Consider the following 18,238-nt stretch of genomic DNA (forward strand, 5'->3'; position numbering starts at 1 on the left):
CTTGTTCAACACTCATAGCGATATGATACCATTCTTGTTTATAATTGCTTATAAACTCAACGAAGTTTTACAATACCTAAAATTTTTTGGTTAAGCTCCAAGGAGCCGATCGCACGATTGTGTCGATCGTACCACATCAAGGTAGATGCCGGATGATTCGGCAAGGATTCCCCGCCGCCACGACGTTTGCGGGAATATCTTTGACAACAACACTGCCTGCGCCGATCGTGCTATTGTCGCCAATAGTGACTCCTGGACAAATAATACTGCCGCCGCCAATCCAAACATTATTGCCAATATTAATTTCAGCGGCGAGTTCTAGGCCAGAAATTCTCATTTCCGGGTCTGTGGGGTGAAAAGCGGTGTAAATTTGTACGTTGGGCCCACACAGCAAATTCTCGCCAATGTTAACTCGATTGCAGTCGAGAATCACGCAGCCAAAATTCATGTACAATCCGTTTCCCGCATAAATATTACTGCCGTAGTCGCAGTAGAAAGGTGGCTCGATTTCAACTTTTGGGCCAACTGCACCGAACCATTCGGCGAGAATTTCTAACCGTTTGTCTGGTTCGTCTTCGCGGGTAGAATTGTAGGTTCTGGCGAGGCGGCGGGCTCGCTGGCGATCTAAAATTAATTGCTCATCGGCAGCTAAATACAATTCGCCGGCGAGCATTTTTTGTTTTTCGGTTTTTTCCACAGTTTTTTCCACAGTTTTTTCCACGGTAAGAATCGGCGGTTGAAACCGCTACTTCACCAACGAACTTCCTTTCTAAGAGACTGAAGAATAATGTAGGGTGCGCTAAGCTGTGTTGCATCTAGATTGCCTATGGTACTAGAGAGGGAGAGGGGGAGAAGGGGAGAGGGGGAGAGGATTTGACGATTTTTGATCGGGACTCGAAATATACAATTTAAATACACAACAGCTTAGGCGCACCTTACCGCTATAATTAGCGCGTCAGATCATTTTTTGATGTTGCAGCATACATTTAGGGTTCAGGTTTGGACTGCAAACAAACAGCTAAATCCAGAGTGGCTAATTTCTCAAAAGCTCGATCGATCGATCCTTTTCCCCGCAAAAAACCAGTATTTGCACCGGGACAAATATACTGTAAAGTTTCCGGCGAAAATCGATCGATAATTGACTTCACGCTGTTAATTTGCCGGGGCCAGTGAAAAGTTTTTGCTGTCAACAGCGGTACTGGGGCGGCTTCTCGGTTGGGGAGCAAGTGCCTACCCGAAAACAGCACTCCACCGCTGCCACTATGATAAAGGCAAGAGGAACCAGGAGAATGGCCAGGAGTCCAAAATGCTTTGATTCGATCGCTCACAACAAATTCTCGCTCAAAAACCGTCACCTTCAAACCCGGCAGTAAATAAGCTTCCTGCTCTTGAATCAGGATCTCGCACCCCGTGGCTTCCTGAATCTCCCGCGCCTTGGCGATAGCGCCACGGTGGGTGAGAAACAGCAGTCGCACGCCGCCGTGTTCCCGCAAAAATGTTTGGTTAATCTCATCCCAAGCGGGACAATCCACCAGGATGTTAGTTTGGTTTTCTACAATGAAATAGGCTGTTGCACCCAGGGTATCCCGGTTGGGCGGGAAAGCAAGGATATTGTCGAGCACGGGCCTGGGTTGTTTGGAGACTGAACTCTGTTGTTTCAAGGAAGTATTTCAGAAGGGAATGGGATAAATATTATGTTCTTTTTACTATGGTTGTTCGTATTGGGACTCATATCGTACTACTTGTTGCAGAACGGCACCAGCCGCATCACCAGGACTCCGATATGGATGCTGTGGCTGGTAATGATGGCACCGGCGCTGATTTGGGGTGGTTGGATTTTAGTTTACGGCACCAGCAAAACTGTACCGCCGGAGTTGGTAATTATACCTTTTCTGGTTTGCCCTTTTTTGTATTGGTTTTTGGTACAGTTGGGGCGCAAGAAAATTACCGCCGAAACTGTTGAGCAGTTACCAGACTCTGCGACTGAACCTGTAAAGCCAAAACCGCCCGTGCGCCCGATCAATCAAGAAGAAGAAGCGAGTTTGCGCGATTGTTTTCCTTGGTCAATTTACTTTCTGCGAGATTTGGAATTTCGGCCGCAGGCTGTAATTTGTCGCGGACAGTTGCGGACGAACCCGGAGGCGGCTTATCAGGCAATTCGGGAGAATGTGGAGAGGCTTTTTGGCGATCGCTTTTTAGTAGTATTTCAAAACAGCTTGAGCGGTCAACCTTTTTTTGCTATAGTTCCCAATCCCAGCCACCAATCAGGGGAAACTCCTGTCAAAACCGAATCTGTAACCAGGCCATTTTTCGCATTAGCTTTGCTGCTAATCACGGTGTTTACGACTACGCTTGTCGGGGCGCGACTTGCCGGAGTTACTGAACAAGCTTTGCAGTCTAACCCGTCAATATTGCTCCAGGGTTTGCCTTACTCGCTGGCTCTAATTACATTTTTGGGAATTCACGAATCCGGCCACTATTTAGCGGCCAGATTTTACCAAATTCGCACGACTTTGCCTTATTTTATTCCGATTCCTTTTTTCTTAGGAACTTTTGGGGCATTCATTCAAATACGGAGCCCAATTCCCAACCGCCGAGCTTTATTTGATGTGAGTATTGCCGGGCCCCTGGCGGGTTTAGTTGCGGCAGTGCCATTATTAATTTGGGGTTTGGATCATTCGGCAATTGTACCGCTGTCTGAGAAGTCGGGAATGTTAAATTTTGAGTCTTTCAAACCCAGTTTTTCGCTGCTGATGACTTTGTTGAGCAAGTTAACCTTGGGTGGTGCTTTCAATGCGGAAACTGCGATCGATTTGCATCCGGTAGCGGTGGCGGGTTATTTGGGTTTGATCGTGACGGCGTTTAATTTGATGCCGGTGGGACAACTCGACGGCGGGCACATTGTACACGCGATGTTCGGTCAGCGAGCGAGTATGGCGATCGGGCAAGTTGCTAGACTTTGTATGCTGCTGCTTTCTTTTTTGGAACAGGGTTTGCTGCTGTGGGCGATTATTTTGTTTTTCACGCCGCTAAACGACGAACCGGCGTTGAATGATGTCAGTGAATTGGATAATCGGCGGGATTTTTTGGGGTTGCTGGCGATCGGGCTTTTGTTAATGATTTTGTTGCCGGCGCCCAGGGTACTCCTTGAGTGGTTAAATGTTTAGAGGGAAGTTCGGCAACGGATTTTGTAACGAATGTAACGGATAGAAGAAAGAAGAAACAACAAAGAGGGCAGAAAAAAGACGGTAGAAGGATTGAGCGATCGGGCGAGAGAAAGAAGAGGGAAGAAGGCAGAAAAGAGAGGTTTACCAATTCTGCAAGGGTTGCTATATTAGGACTTACGCGGTGAGAAACCGGGTTTCTTCCTAGAGACTTCGCTACCAAACCAAGATTTTTCGCAGAACCCAGGTTTCTTTGGTGGAAGTTTTTCTACAATCCTATTTAGGATTTCTCTACTCGCTTTCTATCTCGAAGTAATCTTTATTTTCACCTAGGTATTAGAGAAATATGCCTTACAAATCCTTTACTTTCCAACAATTAAATGAGCTGTTTGGATTGGATCTATCACTCAGTCCTATTTTGAGTGCCAAGGTTGTTCCTGTAGAACCCTCCGAATGGCTTTGGAGAACCATCGAAATTAGTTCTAATACTGCTGTTACAACTGCCAAAGAACGTTCCGAACGGATTATTTCACCAATCATGTTAGATTTGAGAGAAAGGAACAACAGACAATTTTCTCTTTTTTCGGGTTGGTCATTTGATGTAGATTCTGAGCTGGGATTGAATGGGGAATGCGACTTTCTATTGTCTTCCGTGCCGTTGGATTTTGAAATTAAAGTGCCTATTTTTGCATTGAGAGAAACGAAAAGCGGAGAAATAGAATCTTGTCTGCCCCAGTGTGCAGCACAAATGGTAGCGGCTCAGCTATTTAACGAACGCGAACACAATTCCATACCTGCAGTATATGGCTGCGTAACTACTGGCGTTGTCTGGCGGTTTCTTAAATTAGAAGGAAATAATTTAATTATTGATGTTGATGTTTATTGTCTCGATAATGTTCCTATGATTTTAGGTGTTTTGCAAACAATCGTTAATTTATACGAATAATTTGACGCCTATAATAAAATAGGTGGGTAGGGAAAATTACGTGGTTATTACAAACGTAATGATATTTTTTTACCAGAGGCGAGAGCGAAAAAAATTGAGCGGAAATCAAATAATATCAAATCCGTTGGCATCGGAATGATTCATCTGTCTCTTCCGTTTCTCTGTATTCTCTGCGCCCTCTGCGGTTTAATCATTCCAATACAACCGGAATTCATTTAATATATCTGTACCAATAATCGCAATGACTCCCGAACAAACAGCGCTAATTCCGATTTATCGCCAGAAGTGGCGACAAATTGGACTTTCGATAAAACCGATCGATCGCCCGCAAGCGACAGCCGCCATCAACACCGCCTACAACATCATCGGCTGTCCAGAACCGGAAATTATTTTCTGTGACAGTCCTTACATAGCTTTGCAAGCAGTTGAACCGCTAAGGATACGCGATTCTGGTCTGGGAATGGCAAGCGAAATCAGAAACAAAATTCATAATGAATTGTACGATATATTAAGAAGTCAACTCGGCAGGGAATTAGAAAATAAGATTTACAGCCAACTATATAATCCGCTGTACGCTCAACTGATGAATCAACTGCACCTTCATGTTAAAGACGAAGTTTACGTCAAATTAGCAAGGAAGTTGGGCGGGAGATTTCAGAAATTCCTGATCGATCAGGCTTATCATAATAACAGCATAGTTTCCGAACTGTCAGCCTGTCACGGAAGTTGGGTGGATTTTTGTATTGGCGTGTTAAATTTGGAGTACGATCGCCCTTTATACTCAGCCTTTAAATCTTTAGTGGAAAACTGCGGCTGGATTTACCCGTTTGAGAAAATGTGCTTTGTGTGCGATCGCCCGATCCAACTTCATTTTGATAGCGAATATTTGCTCCACGCAGAAGGTCAACCAGCGGTTGAATTTGCTGACAAGTTCAGTGTATACTCTTATCGTGGCGTCCGACTGCCGGAAATAATCGGTCAAGTTACGCCACAGTCTTGGCAAGCTTCATGGCTGTTAACAGAACATAATGCCGAAGTGCGGCGAGTTTTGATTCAGGCGATCGGCTATCCGAGAATTTGTCAAGAATTGCAAGCAACTGAATTGGATATTTGGCAAGAATATACTTTGTTGAAAATTGAGAATCATATTGACATAGAGCCAATTTATTTGTTAAAAATGACTTGCCCCAGTACGGGACACCTTCATGCCTTGCGAGTGCCGCCAAAAGTGCGATCGGCTAAAGAAGCGATTAGCTGGGTAAATTGGGGAACTAATCCAGGAGATTTTGCAGTGCAAACGTGAACCTATCTACTCTACTATTTTATTTATTAGTACAATAGCTCGGATAATCTACTCAAATAAGGAACTAGCTATGAATATTTTTGTACTTTCTTCACGGGCTTTAGTCTCAAATGTATCCTGGGACCCAGTTTATGAATTAGAAAATATTGTTGTACGAACCTGCAACGCACAACTTTTGGTACCATCGGCCCGCGATGTAATCCAGTGGTCATCCACACTTTATCCGCTAGCTAATCGAATAGTCCGTAAAGCTGTTAAGTCTACTACAGGTTTATATAATTTACCACTTTTACCTCAATTGTCGGACAAACCCAATGTTTTACTGATGATTGGTATATCAGGAGCCGATCTGGAACTACTCTCAAGTATACCTAAGTGGAGGGAGCGTTTTGATGTTGTCATCGCTTATATTTTCGATTCTTGGGCACCGGAAATTTATTCAAAAAATGTCTATCATTTAGATCATTTATTCGTGGCACTTCCAGAAATTATAGATGAGCTGAAAAAACGTTTTGGTATACCAGTATCGCTGATCCCTTTTGCTGCTGATGTTCTAGATCAGGGTTCGTGTCAACTCAAGCGTTCAATTGATTTAACAAGCTTCGGGCGGATACCTTCACAGTATGACACTGTGTTTTTAAATAAATTCAATCAACCTGGTTCCGAACAAATTTACTTTAAATCTACGCCCAGAACGGGAGAGGAATTTCCGAAATTGCCTTACGAAATGCGTAAAGACGAGCCAGATACTCTGCTGCTATTTCACATTCTCAGACATAGCAAACTCACCTTGGCATTTGACACTCTCTATCCTGGTATGCGCCGGTTTCCTTACTCGTTTATTACACTGCGTTGGTTTTATGGTACTGCGACTGGCGGTGCGGTAGTTGGGAAGCGTCCAACTACACCTCTAATGGATGAGTTGATGAATTGGGAAGATGCTACTATTGAGTTGCCCGATGACCCGCAAAAAAGTGTTGAATTCATTAATGAACTTTTACAGGACGAGGTGAGGCTTAATTCTATATACAAACGCAACTATGCTGAGAGTTTAGCCCGTCACGATTGGAGGCATCGGATTCAAAGTATGCTGGAAGCCGTGAAAATTCCTCTACCGCAGGGACTGCTGGAAGAATTGTCACAGATGAAGATGATTCATGAAAAAATGGTCAGCCGATTTTAGATTTGGGATTTGGGATTTGGGATTGGAGAATTACTCCCATCCTGAGTCTGCGAAGGAATCAATCCAGGGAACCCGGCACTAAATTGCTTGATTGCCCTGCCAGAGCGGATTGTAGAGAAATAAAAGTGATAGATTTGAATGGGATTCCGCTCGACTTTCCCGTCGATGTATTCAGCGCGCTAATTGGCAACACTTTGTTCCCGCTTTCCAGCGGAACGGAGTAGAGATGACTTAGTTTTTTCTATTGTTAGAAGCAACTTAATCATTTGAAAACCCAGCCAGTCTTTATACGGAATTTTACATCGATTCGTATTAATAAATAAGAAGTCACAGGTATCCATGTCAGGGAACAGGTATGAAAATGGGATGCAGATAAAACCCAATCTTTTTAACCTGTTGGTAATTTTGTTAACTTCCTCAGTGCTAATAGAACCTGGCATAAAATCGTGAAACTCTATAGTTATCTGCTTAACATTGCAGAGCGTGGCATCGCTAGTTGAGTTAAAGACGGCTTCTTCAGCACCTTCAATATCTATCTTCAACAAATCAACTAACTCGATGCTCTGGTTGTTCAGAAAAGTTTCTAAAGTGATACCATCCACTGATATCTCTCCCAGAAGGCCGTAGACACTAGCAGCTTCCTGACTAATACTGTTACATTCTCGATTGTCTGAAGTATATATTTTTAATGGCTCATTTCGGTCTGATATAGCATAATTAAAATTTTTAACTAAGCCATTATCGGGGAGTTGAGAATACACAGAAGGAACTGCTTCTATGGCGTAACACCTACAATTGAATTCGCGAGTTATCGCTTCGCTAAATTGACCTACATTGGCGCCTAAATCGATCACTAAAGACTCAGAGTCTAGGATTTTAGAATAAATAGTATGAGTTTTGAGATTGCTCAATCCTGAATGCTTTTGCCAGAAATCGATAGATTTGACTAATAAATGATAAAGTTTCATGAGTGGCGGAATAAATTATGGTTAATACCAAGATTCAAAACCATGTGTGCCGACTTACTGAATAAAATTAATTAATTGTAACAATACTTTGGTAAGATGTACTCTGGCAGCTAAAACCCACAACTTCAAATCGACATGAGCCAGCATTCAGACCGCATTGCCCCTCACGGCGGCATCCTGGTCAACCGCATTGCCACACTAGACCAAAGACAAGAATTTTTCGACAAAGCAGAAGTCTTGCCGCGAGTCCAGCTTTCGGATCGATCGATCTCCGACCTGCAAATGATCGCCATCGGCGCCCTGAGTCCCCTCAAAGGGTTCATGAACGAAGCTGATTATCGATCGGTCGTTAAACAAATGCGCCTCTCCAACGGCCTTCCGTGGTCGGTTCCCATCACCCTCTCGGTAACAGAAGAAGTCGCCGCCCCCCTGAAAGCAGGAACTTTAGTGCGCCTAGACTCGCCGGCGGGCAAATTTGTCGGGCTCTTGGAACTTGCAGAAAAATATCACTACAGTAAAGAAGAAGAAGCCGTCAACGTCTATCGCACCGACGACCTCAAACACCCGGGTGTCCAGGTAGTAGACAAATCCGGGCCTGTTAACCTCGCAGGCGACATTTGGCTGCTGGAACGCGAACTAGATGTCCGCTTTCCCCAATACCAAATTGACCCGGCAAAATCGAGAATGCTGTTCACAGAAAAAGGATGGAAAACCATAGTCGGTTTCCAAACTCGAAACCCCATCCACCGGGCTCACGAATACATCCAAAAATGCGCCTTAGAAACAGTAGACGGCTTGTTCTTGCACCCGCTAGTCGGGACGACTAAGGATGACGACATCGCCGCTGACGTGCGGATGCGCTGCTACGAAATTCTGCTAGAAAAATACTATCCAAAAGATCGCGTAATTTTGGCAATTAATCCGGCGGCAATGCGCTACGCCGGGCCGCGAGAAGCAATTTTTCATGCTTTAATCCGCAAAAACTACGGCTGCACTCACTTTATCGTGGGGCGCGATCATGCTGGAGTTGGCGATTATTACGGCACTTACGATGCCCAACATATTTTTGATGAATTTGAGCCGGGAGAATTGGGAATTGTGCCGATGAAATTCGAGCACGCTTTCTATTGCACGCTGACGGAACAAATGGCTACAACTAAAACAAGCCCCAGCACTCCCGAACAACGGGTGCATTTGTCGGGAACCAAAGTTCGGGAAATGCTGCGCGCTGGAAAATTGCCGCCGCCGCAGTTTTCCCGGCCGGAAGTCGCCGCAGAATTAGCCAAGGCCATGAATATTTTCAATTACGAGATTTAAATCTTGAACTTGGGTGTGGGCGAGATTCTGCAGAGTTTTGAATTTTGAGTTTTGAGTTTTAAATGGGAAATTTTAAACTTAAAGCTCAAAAGTTAAAACTTAAAAACTCCCTTAATCCTAAACAGTCACAATCTAATTAATTCCCCTAAAATTAGTGAGGGGAATTTAACTTAAAATTCAACGCTTAAAATTCAAAGCTATTTAAAAATGGGACTCAAGCGGCGGGAATTTTTGCAGCAAGCTGGCCGGGTGCTGGCCGCCATCGGCATCAGCGAGGCTTTGTGGCTGCCGTTGGGCGATCGCTACCTCCAAGCCTTAGCGCAGCCGACAGCCAGGAAATTGGCTTTGTTGGTTGGCGTTGACAAATATCCCGACTCGCCCCTGCACGGCTGCGTCACGGATGTGGAAATGCAGCGGGAACTGCTGATATATCGGTTTGGGTTTGTGCCCTCGGACATTTTGACTTTGACTGACGCTCAAGCTACCAGGGAAAATATCGAGACGGCTTTTGTGACTCACTTGGGCGAACAAGCAAAACCCGGTGACGTGGTAGTTTTTCACTTTAGCGGCTGCGGTAGTCGAGTCAGTTTGGCCGAGTCTCCTGGAAAAATGCAAAACAGTTTGGTGCCGGCGGATGATGTTTTGCCGCTGTTAGCCAACCGGGCGGTAAACGATATTTTAGAGGAAACGCTGTTGCTGTTGATGCGATCGCTCGCGACAGAAAATGCGATCGCCATCCTCGACACCAGCTACACCTATCCGGGTTTCCCCAAAAACGGCAACTTTCGCATTCGCTCCCGCCCCCGCCCCACCATCGGCGAGCTGGGTATCGCAGAATTAACGTTTGCCGAAGACCTCCTATCCCGCCCAAATCTCCGCCCTGCGGCCGCCGTACTTGCCGCGGGCGCTAATTCCCAACTCGCCGCCGAACAAGAGTGGAACGGATTTACCGCAGGTTTGTTTACCTACGCCCTCACCCAAACTTTGTGGTGGGCAACTCCTGCTAGCAGCTTCAGCGTCAGTTTTAGTCGTGCGGCGGGTAATGTCGAGCAAATCGCGGGGTTATCGCAGCAACCGCAAATTCTCAATCACGATTTAACAACCGCGCCGGCGGTAAATTTTTCAAATTTAATCTTCAATTCCCCTGCATCTGACGGCGCTGTGACGGCGGTGGAAGAGGGGGGCAAAACTGTGCAGTTGTGGCTGGGCGGGTTGTCGCCCTCGGTTTTGGAGTGCTCCGGGGGTTCTGTGTTTGCAGTGGATTCTTCGGAGGGCGCGAGGCTTTTGCTGCGGGGACACACGGGCCTTTCTGCTAAAGCCCAAGTTTTAGATGGGTCTGCTCAAACAAACGGCCAATTAACAGTCGGCGAACTGGTGAGGGAAGAAGTTCGGGTATTGCCGCGAAATATCGGTTTGACAGTAGCTTTGGACTCAGGTTTGGAACGCATCGAGCGGGTGGACGCTACCAGTGCCTTTGCGACTTTGCCGCAACTTGCGGCGGTAGGCAGTGAGCAACCGGCTGACTGTCGGTTCGGCAGACTCCCGGAAACAACTTTAGCCGAAACAGTCTCAGCTCACGAGCCTGCTTCGTATCCCAGCCGTTACGGTTTGTTTTCTTTGGCTCAAATGCTGATTCCCGATACTCAGGGCGACGGGGGAGAAGCAGTCAAGGTGGCGGTGCAGCGCTTGACTCCCCAGTTGAAAGCGCTGCAGGCGGGGAAGTTGCTGCGGCTGACAGTCAATGAGGGGTCTTCGCGCCTGAAGGTGCGGGCGGTTCTGGCAACTCTCGCACCGCAAGCACGGGCTGTGGCGCAGCGAGAGCCTGTGCGGGCCGGCGGTGATTATCGGCTGGAACCGCTGAGCGGGGAAAGTGAGAAATCCGCAAGCGCTCATATACTAAGTTTACCCGAGGGCAGCCGAGTTCGGTACAGATTGTATAACGACAGCGATCGCCCGGTTTACTTTGCGGTGTTTTGCTCGGACTGCGCGGGACGGCTGTCTGTGCTCGGCGCTGAGAGCAAAGACGCTGTGGGGGTTATGTCGCGCGCGATCGCTCCTGGGGAGAATTTGACCGTGCCGGCGGCTGGGGCGAGCGGGTGGGCGGTATCGGGGCCGATCGGACTTGCGGAAACTATGATTATATTTAGTGAGAGTACCTTCGATCGAACTCTGGCTGCAATAGAAGCCGAAATGCAGCAAACGAGGGATGCCCTGCCCATTCGAGTGTTGTTGAATCCTTTAAATGTGGCGCGGGCGGTGCTCGAAGATTTGCACGCGGCTAGCATTCCGGGGGTGCAGAAAGTGGGGATATCGACGGATGATTGGGCTTTGGATGTGAATGTTTGGGCAACTCTGAGTTTTGTTTATCGGGTTGTTTAAGTGAAAAATGGGGACTTGGGAATGTTTTCTATAACCTATAATCTGAATCTATCCCAGTACGAAATCGATAAGCTGTCGCGCATTTAAATTGCCTGTTAGATGCGGGCAGGACGCCCATCCCACAAGAGTTTGATTGTTTTTTCACAGACCATTTAAATGCAGAACATCTTATTACTTTGGCTACGCTTAGCACGAGTCGATCGGGAACCGCGTACCCGAAGTATTGGGAATGTTAACAGTCAACTGTCAACTGTCAACTGTCAACTGACTGATAAAGCTTTTCTACCATTTGAGCCAAGCGTTTCATGGCAGTTTCAATCTCATCATTTGTTGCAGTCAAACTGATGCGTAAACACTCATGTTTGTGCTGCCAATCTTCCCGCAAACCGGGGAAGAAAGAACTTCCTGGCACGACAATTACGCCAACTTTCTTCAACTCTTGATACAGTTCCCAATCAGTCATTGGCAAATCTTTCAGCCACAACCATGCGAATATTGCTCCTTCGCCCCGGTGCAAAAACCACGGCAAATCTTTCGGCATTGCTTGTTCTAGAGTGCTTTCTACGATCGCAAATTTGCTTTGATAGTACGGCCGAATTACGTTGATGGAAATATCAGCAAGAGCGCCGGAAGCAATGGCCCGCGTTGCGATCGCCTGTCCGTATCTCGGCGAATGAATGCACATATTGGTCTGAAAACATTCTAATATTTGAATGATTTTTTCATCGCCGATCGCAATTCCGATTCTTTCACCCGGCAATCCGGCTTTCGACAAACTCATGCAGTGCACGATATTGCCGCCAAAAATCGGCGTCATTTCGGTAAAATTCAAGGACGGAAAGGGAGGGCCGTAGGCGGAATCAACGAACACCGGCACGTCGAAAGCGGCTGCTAAATCGGCAATCTTCTTAACTTCGTCGTCGGTGAGAACGTTGCCGGTGGGGTTGCAGGGACGGGAAAAAATGACGCAACCGGTGGTTTGGTCGATCGACAATTGGCTGAAATCCGGGCGATATTTGAACCTGTGAGCAGCCGCATCAATATCGAGAGTGGGTTTGCAAGCGACTACCGCTTCGGGAATCAAGCTAACGCCGCCGTAACCTGTGTAGTCTGGGCTCAGCGGTAAAACAATATTTTTAAGGCTACCCCCCCTAGCCCCCCCTTGGTAAGGGGGGGATGGGGGGGGTGTAGTGTAGCCGCCGAAAGCGTTGGCTGCGTAGAAGTAAATCGATTGACTTCCGGGAGTAATTAGGATATTGCGATCGGTCAAATTCAGTCCGTAACGCTGATTAAAATCCGTCCGCACCGCATCAATCAACGGCTGATAACCTTGACTGGAACCGTAGCGACAAACCACCTCGCCGTATTCCGGGCCCGCCAAAAGTTCCGCAGTGCAGTCGCGCCACAACTGCTCGACTTCCGGCAAAATCACCGGATTTCCGGCGCTCAAATTGATAAACTCCTGCCCGCTGCCGGCTCTGAGAGTTTCAATAATATCTTTCATAATTGCCCGAACTCCCGTGAGGTGGGACATCTGAGCGCCAAATTGAGTCAGGGCAGGGTTCATAGCAAATGCAGCGACAATGATAGAAGTTTACAGTTTACCCATAATAACTCCAGTCGCAGGCGTTAGCCTAGCTTATCTGGGGCATGGGTTGTCGATCGAGCTTCTGATTAATTCAATAAACTCGATCGCACAGCGTTTTGTTTCTTCCCCTGTACGCGCCCCGGAGCATAAGATTTCGGGCATTTGTGGAGCCGGAGCGATTGATCGAACAGTGTTTTTTGCCTAAAAATTAGCGAACGGAACAGCATTATCTAATTCAAGAGTTTTGGTAAGATTTCACACCGCCGCGCCTCATGAATTGCCCATACTTGACAGCAGCCATTGGAAACATCTAAGATTAGCACTATAACCCGATCGCAAAATAATTTTCTTGGCTCCGGTTACTGCTCTAATTGCAGGTTTAATCCAGCCTCAATAATTATATTTGTTGCTAGCTCATTTTCATGATTCGCGGTTTGCTGACAGCGGTGCATTTTATTATCAATCCGACTAAAGCCCAGATAGCTCGTAACCTCGCCCTTTGAGTGGTGTTACATAACAAATACGTAAATCCCAACCCAAATTAACTGCCGTCAAGTTCCACACAACAATGACACACTTTCCACTTATAGAATACGAGCAACTTACCGATCCTAAAGCCAAAGCAGTTTACGAAGAAATCTTGACAGACTTGGGGTTTGGCATCGTCCCCAACCTGTTCAAGTCAATGGCAATCAACCCTGACATATTAGAAGCAAATTGGAAAAAATTCCGGGGAACCATCCTGCAAGGAGACTTACCCCGCACGCTTAAAGAAATGGTGGGCGTCGCTATTTCCCAATCCAATAATAGCGAGTACGCTCTCCAAGTTCACCTGCACGGATTGTCAGCGTTGGGGATGAGCGAAGAAATCCTGCGAACCCTAGTTTCTGACTTTGCCAACTGCCCTTTGCCAAAACGTGATAAAGCCGTAATTACCTTTGGCTTGCTTGCTGCTACTAAACCCCTGGAAGTGACAGAAAGTGATTACCAAAACCTGCGGGATTTAGGGCTAGATGATTCTGAAATATTTGAGATTATTGCAACAGCCGACCTGTTTAGCTTTGTCAACCGATATACGGATTCAATAGCCCTCGAAATAGATGCTCTGTAATCTATATTGTATACCCCTATTATGGGCGATCGGCTAGAAGATCAAGATCGAGAAGAGCTTCTGTTGACAGCCCGCCATTTGTTAGCAGAAGCTCAAGCGCTTTCCATCCGCATTTCCGCCGTCAACGAAATTGCCACTGCCATTAACCGCACCCTCGATCTGGGCCAAATTTTGCGGGTAGTAGGTAAGCAAGCCAAATGGCTGCTGGACTTTGAACACTGTAGCGTTTGCCTGCACAGCACTAATGCTTGCATGACTTTATTTGGCCCGCATATCCCTGTAGATATTTCAGCCCTGACAGAGGGTGGCCCTATTAAGAAAGCTTTCACAACACGTCAACCTCAATTAATTCAACAAGCGGATGCTAGTGCTATTTTATCCCCCTACGCTTCGCAGATTATCCTTCCTTTGGAAAGCGAAGGTAAGGTTTTAGGAACAATAAATTTTGCCACAACTAAGCCGGGGGCTTACACTCAAGAAGACTTGCGGATTGGCTATCTTTTGGCTTTGCAACTATCTTCAGCTATCCGAAATGCTGAACGCTTTAAAGAGATAAATAGCCTGTATTCCGAACTCGATGCCGAAAAGCACAAATCTGACCAGCTACTGTTGAATGTGCTCCCGCTTGAAATTGCCGAGGAACTCAAAAATAACGGCAAAGTGGAACCACTTTATTATGATAGCGTATCGGTTTTATTTACTGACTTTAAAGGCTTTACTCAGTTATCTGAAAACATGACGCCGCGAGAGTTAGTTGACGAACTAGACTATTGTTTTTCTTATTTCGATCGCGTGATGGATAAATACTCTATGGAAAAATTGAAAACTATTGGCGACAGCTATATGTGCGCGGCGGGAATTCCTACGCCTCGCGCAACACACGCCTTTGACGCTGTACTTGCTGCCATAGAAATCCGACAGTTCATGGATTTGCGGAAATTGCAGAAAGCTCAACAAAATATTCCTTATTGGGATATCCGCATTGGCATTCATTCAGGCCCAATACTTGCTGGGGTAATTGGCCATAAAAAGTTTTCCTATGATGTCTGGGGAGATACAGTTAATACTGCTTCTCGGATGGAATCTTCCGGCGTACCTGGAAATATCAATATCTCTCAGGAAACGTTTGAATTAGTTAGAGATTTTTTTGAATGCGAATACCGAGGCAAAATTTATGCTAAAAATAAAGGAGAGTTGGATATGTATTTGGTTCACCATCTTAAATAAATTTGGGAATGGCTAATTACTAAGGGAAAATGGCTAAGCGAGCCGTTATTCTATTTTAGATTTTAGATTTTAGATTTTAGATTTTATAATTGGGAATTACTGATTACTACCACGGTGGGGAGCGCTGGCCTACACTTGCAGTTTTTTTAACGGGTGTAAGATATTGAAACAAAAGTCAACTAGGAACTGAGAATATATCGCTCGAAGTTTTTTCTCATGGGAGCGGTATTGTATCGCAGTGTCCCCAAGCTATATTAAAATTATCGAGTTGTAGATTTTAAATTTTAATTATTTATGCGTATTTGGCAAGCTGATTTTTACCGCCGCCCTCTCCAAGACGAAACTGGCAAACCACTGTGGGAACTCTTAATTTGCGACTCGGAAGGCCGTTTTCAATTTAGCGCTGTTTGTCGCCAGGGGGACGCAAATTCTAATTGGCTAGCCTCGCAGTTGCAGCAGCAAGCTCAAACTCAGAATTTGCCAGATTTGATTAAAGTATTTAGGCCTCAGTCTCTGGGCTTAATCGAAGCTGCGGGTAAAGTTTTGGGCGTCAAGGTGGAAGCGACTCGGCGCACTGCGGCTCTGAAATTGCTGCTGCAACAACGCGCCAAAGAATATTCGAGTATGCCTAATTATACAGGTGAAACTTACAGTGCGATCGCCCTCGACTCGCCGCCGCCCGTACCCTTACCCGAAAACCTCTGGGGCGATGGCTGGCGTTTTGCTTCCCTACCCGCCGGCGACATTGAAGAGGCTTTCCAAGGGCGTCCCTTGCCCATCTTGGAAATGCCAGAATTGCTGTTACCGCTCAATTTGGGCTTGGCCTCAACAGTACCCGTACCGGGAGTTGTGATTGACGGCGGGCGCCAGTCTATGCGGTTGGCTAGATGGCTTCAGGATGCCAAACCTTTTGCTTTGAATTATATTGCTGGAGAACCAGACGGATTGATATTGGAAGCTGGGTTAGTAGATAGGTGGGTTGTGGCTACTTTTGAAGATAGCGAGGTGAAAGCGGCGGCCCAAATCTACCAACAGCGCAAGCAATTAAGTAAAGGATTGCATTTTTTGTTAGTCCAGCCCGATGATAGTGGCATGACTTATACAGGCTTTTGGTTGTTGAATTTTGATCGATAAGACGTAATATCAATTCCGGTTGCACGAGCGAAATGATTGTTGACTGTTGACTGCTGACTGTTGACTGTTGACTGTTGACAAGCGAAATATTTTACACCTAATTTCCAGCTTCCCGATTCATCTGTGGAGTCATACCAATTTAATGTGAAGTTGCACATATCTAGATCCCCCTCGCATACCCCCTACTCCCCCTGGTTGTTGGGGGACGAAAGATCGGAATCTTGTCCCACCCTTAGTAGGGGCGGTGCCCCCGTGCCCGCCCTTGGCTAGGGGGGATCGGATTCTACGGGGCCTCATAAAAAATTGGTATCAATTCTAAAATCTAAAATCTAAAATCTAAAATCGACTGACTGCTGACTGTAGAAGGAGGGGTCGAAAAACTGAATGGTTGAATGTTAACTGTTGACTCGATTTTATTAATTCCGATGCAACCGGAAACGATATAAATAATATTATTTGTGATGTTGCTCAATTGCTCGCGAAAAATACTAAAACGGCGCCCAAACGCAGTTCCAGCAGATACAGACTCAGACACAAATTTTAAAACACCTTCTTGATCTCGCAAGAGATAGTGCTGCAAATTTATTCTACAACTAAAATCAAGCCGTTTTGGATGCCCTGACACACTCGGTTGATGTGACACTGGTCTTTTTCGTTCAGACCTTTCTGGGCTAGCATTGCTGATTTCAGCAGCCGTCTGTCAAGGGGGGTAATCTGGCGAAAAGCAAAGATGCGCTCGACAATCGCCTCGATCGAGATTTTGGGCAGGTTAGCAGAGCTGACTGTCATGGTCTTAACACGCTAAAGGTAGGTAACAGAACTGTGTACCTTTATTTTTAAAGATTTTGTGAAGCTACTTTGTGATTAAGATCACATATATTTTGTGACAATATATTGTAAGTAAGATCACTATTGTCACGAAATCTTGAATTATCTTTACGCCAACTTAACGATGGCCCGATAGAATCACTCTTGTAAAACTCAGGCAGAAAGTAAAAATGGCACAAGCAAAAATCGGAATTATCGGCGGCAGCGGTTTGTATAAAATGGAGGCCCTCAAGGATATTGAAGAGGTGAAAATTGATACACCTTTTGGAGCGCCATCCGATGCCGCCATTGTGGGAACATTGGACGGTACGCCGGTAGCATTTCTGGCTAGACACGGCCGCAACCACACTTTTTTGCCCTCAGAAGTGCCGTATCGCGCAAATATTTATGCCATGAAGAGTTTGGGAGTTGAGTATTTAATCTCAGCGTCGGCGGTTGGTTCCCTGAAAACAGAGGCGAAACCTTTAGATATGGTAGTGCCGGATCAGTTTATCGATCGCACAAAAAATCGAGTTTCTACCTTTTTTGGAGAAGGAATTGTTGCTCACATCACATTCGGCGATCCGGTTTGCGGCGAATTGGCTAAAGTATTGGCAAGTGCGATCGAATCCTTGAACCTCACCGACGTTACCCTGCACCGGGGCGGCACTTACGTCTGCATGGAAGGCCCCGCATTTTCCACAAAAGCAGAATCCCACCTTTACCGCAGTTGGGGGGCGACAGTCATCGGAATGACAAATTTGCCGGAAGCAAAATTAGCCAGAGAAGCAGAAATTGCCTACGCAACTTTAGCATTAGTCACCGATTACGACTGCTGGCACGAAGATCACGACAGCGTAACTGTAGAAATGGTAATAGCTAATTTGCACCGAAATGCAGAGAATGCTCAAAAAGTCATTCAAGAAACAGTCCGTAGACTAACAGAAAATCCCCCAGTATCTGATGCACATTCAGCTTTAAAATATGCAATTCTGACTCGGTTGGATCAAGTGCCGGCCGCAACTAAGGAGAAAATGGGTTTGTTGTTGCAGAAATATTTGTAGCGAATAAGGCATCGGGCATGGGCCCCATCGCCTAAAAGCATGGGGCA

At 46.0% G+C, this 18,238-nt stretch carries 15 protein-coding genes; 10 read left to right on the plus strand and 5 right to left on the minus strand.

Annotated features, from left to right (window positions below; all coding sequences use genetic code 11):
* Nucleotides 1–136: 136 nt before the first annotated feature.
* Together QUB04_RS19835 and QUB04_RS19840 are read right to left on the minus strand one after the other, a co-directional pair.
* Nucleotides 137–697, minus strand: coding sequence for a sugar O-acetyltransferase (locus QUB04_RS19835; RefSeq protein WP_333144761.1), 561 nt, complete (start codon nucleotides 695–697; stop codon nucleotides 137–139).
* A 289-nt stretch (nucleotides 698–986) separates the two neighbouring features.
* Nucleotides 987–1,661 (minus strand): MBL fold metallo-hydrolase, encoded by a 675-nt coding sequence (locus QUB04_RS19840; protein WP_333286940.1) that lies wholly within the window; start codon nucleotides 1,659–1,661, stop codon nucleotides 987–989.
* A 33-nt stretch (nucleotides 1,662–1,694) separates the two neighbouring features.
* Between QUB04_RS19840 and QUB04_RS19845 the strand changes: the two genes are divergently transcribed.
* The 4 genes from QUB04_RS19845 (at nucleotide 1,695) to QUB04_RS19860 (ending at nucleotide 6,596) form a co-directional block, all read left to right on the plus strand.
* Complete coding sequence (locus QUB04_RS19845) at nucleotides 1,695–3,167, plus strand: site-2 protease family protein (protein WP_333286942.1); 1,473 nt, start codon at nucleotides 1,695–1,697, stop codon at nucleotides 3,165–3,167.
* Between the two features lie 343 nt (nucleotides 3,168–3,510).
* Entirely contained in the window at nucleotides 3,511–4,110 is a 600-nt protein-coding gene (locus QUB04_RS19850; protein WP_333286944.1) for a hypothetical protein, read from the plus strand.
* A gap of 241 nt (nucleotides 4,111–4,351) precedes the next feature.
* On the plus strand, nucleotides 4,352–5,413 hold the full coding sequence (locus QUB04_RS19855; protein WP_333286945.1) for a DUF6745 domain-containing protein: 1,062 nt from the start codon (nucleotides 4,352–4,354) through the stop codon (nucleotides 5,411–5,413).
* Between the two features lie 70 nt (nucleotides 5,414–5,483).
* Entirely contained in the window at nucleotides 5,484–6,596 is a 1,113-nt protein-coding gene (locus QUB04_RS19860; RefSeq protein WP_333286947.1) for a glycosyltransferase, read from the plus strand.
* Between the two features lie 179 nt (nucleotides 6,597–6,775).
* Here QUB04_RS19860 and QUB04_RS19865 read toward each other — a convergent pair whose 3' ends face one another.
* Complete coding sequence (locus tag QUB04_RS19865; protein WP_333286949.1) at nucleotides 6,776–7,507, minus strand: FkbM family methyltransferase; 732 nt, start codon at nucleotides 7,505–7,507, stop codon at nucleotides 6,776–6,778.
* 192 nt (nucleotides 7,508–7,699) lie between these two features.
* Here QUB04_RS19865 and sat point away from each other — a divergent pair, with 192 nt between their 5' ends.
* On the plus strand, nucleotides 7,700–8,881 hold the full coding sequence (sat, locus tag QUB04_RS19870; RefSeq protein ID WP_333286951.1) for a sulfate adenylyltransferase: 1,182 nt from the start codon (nucleotides 7,700–7,702) through the stop codon (nucleotides 8,879–8,881).
* Nucleotides 8,882–9,088: 207 nt separating this feature from the next.
* A complete protein-coding gene (locus tag QUB04_RS19875; protein WP_333286952.1) occupies nucleotides 9,089–11,260 on the plus strand; it encodes a caspase family protein in 2,172 nt (723 codons plus the stop codon).
* A gap of 253 nt (nucleotides 11,261–11,513) precedes the next feature.
* Here QUB04_RS19875 and QUB04_RS19880 read toward each other — a convergent pair whose 3' ends face one another.
* Nucleotides 11,514–12,827, minus strand: a complete 1,314-nt coding sequence (locus tag QUB04_RS19880; RefSeq protein ID WP_333286954.1) for a valine--pyruvate transaminase — start codon at nucleotides 12,825–12,827, stop codon at nucleotides 11,514–11,516.
* Nucleotides 12,828–13,416: 589 nt separating this feature from the next.
* Between QUB04_RS19880 and QUB04_RS19885 the strand changes: the two genes are divergently transcribed.
* The 3 genes from QUB04_RS19885 to QUB04_RS19895 all read left to right on the plus strand — a co-directional run bounded on the left by QUB04_RS19885 (nucleotide 13,417) and on the right by QUB04_RS19895 (nucleotide 16,320).
* Entirely contained in the window at nucleotides 13,417–13,959 is a 543-nt protein-coding gene (locus QUB04_RS19885; protein WP_333286956.1) for a peroxidase-related enzyme, read from the plus strand.
* 6 nt (nucleotides 13,960–13,965) lie between these two features.
* A complete protein-coding gene (locus tag QUB04_RS19890) occupies nucleotides 13,966–15,186 on the plus strand; it encodes an adenylate/guanylate cyclase domain-containing protein (protein ID WP_333286958.1) in 1,221 nt (406 codons plus the stop codon).
* A gap of 294 nt (nucleotides 15,187–15,480) precedes the next feature.
* Complete coding sequence (locus QUB04_RS19895; protein WP_333286960.1) at nucleotides 15,481–16,320, plus strand: Tab2/Atab2 family RNA-binding protein; 840 nt, start codon at nucleotides 15,481–15,483, stop codon at nucleotides 16,318–16,320.
* 582 nt (nucleotides 16,321–16,902) lie between these two features.
* Here the strand turns inward: QUB04_RS19895 and QUB04_RS19900 are convergent.
* Complete coding sequence (locus QUB04_RS19900) at nucleotides 16,903–17,109, minus strand: hypothetical protein (RefSeq protein ID WP_015177188.1); 207 nt, start codon at nucleotides 17,107–17,109, stop codon at nucleotides 16,903–16,905.
* 209 nt (nucleotides 17,110–17,318) lie between these two features.
* Between QUB04_RS19900 and QUB04_RS19905 the strand changes: the two genes are divergently transcribed.
* The gene (locus QUB04_RS19905) at nucleotides 17,319–18,191 is read left to right on the plus strand and encodes an S-methyl-5'-thioadenosine phosphorylase (RefSeq protein WP_333286962.1); all 873 of its coding nucleotides are present in this window, start codon (nucleotides 17,319–17,321) and stop codon (nucleotides 18,189–18,191) included.
* Nucleotides 18,192–18,238: the final 47 nt, after the last annotated feature.

It is taken from the genome of Microcoleus sp. D2_18a_B4, assembly GCF_036702475.1.
GTDB lineage: Bacteria > Cyanobacteriota > Cyanobacteriia > Cyanobacteriales > Microcoleaceae > Microcoleus.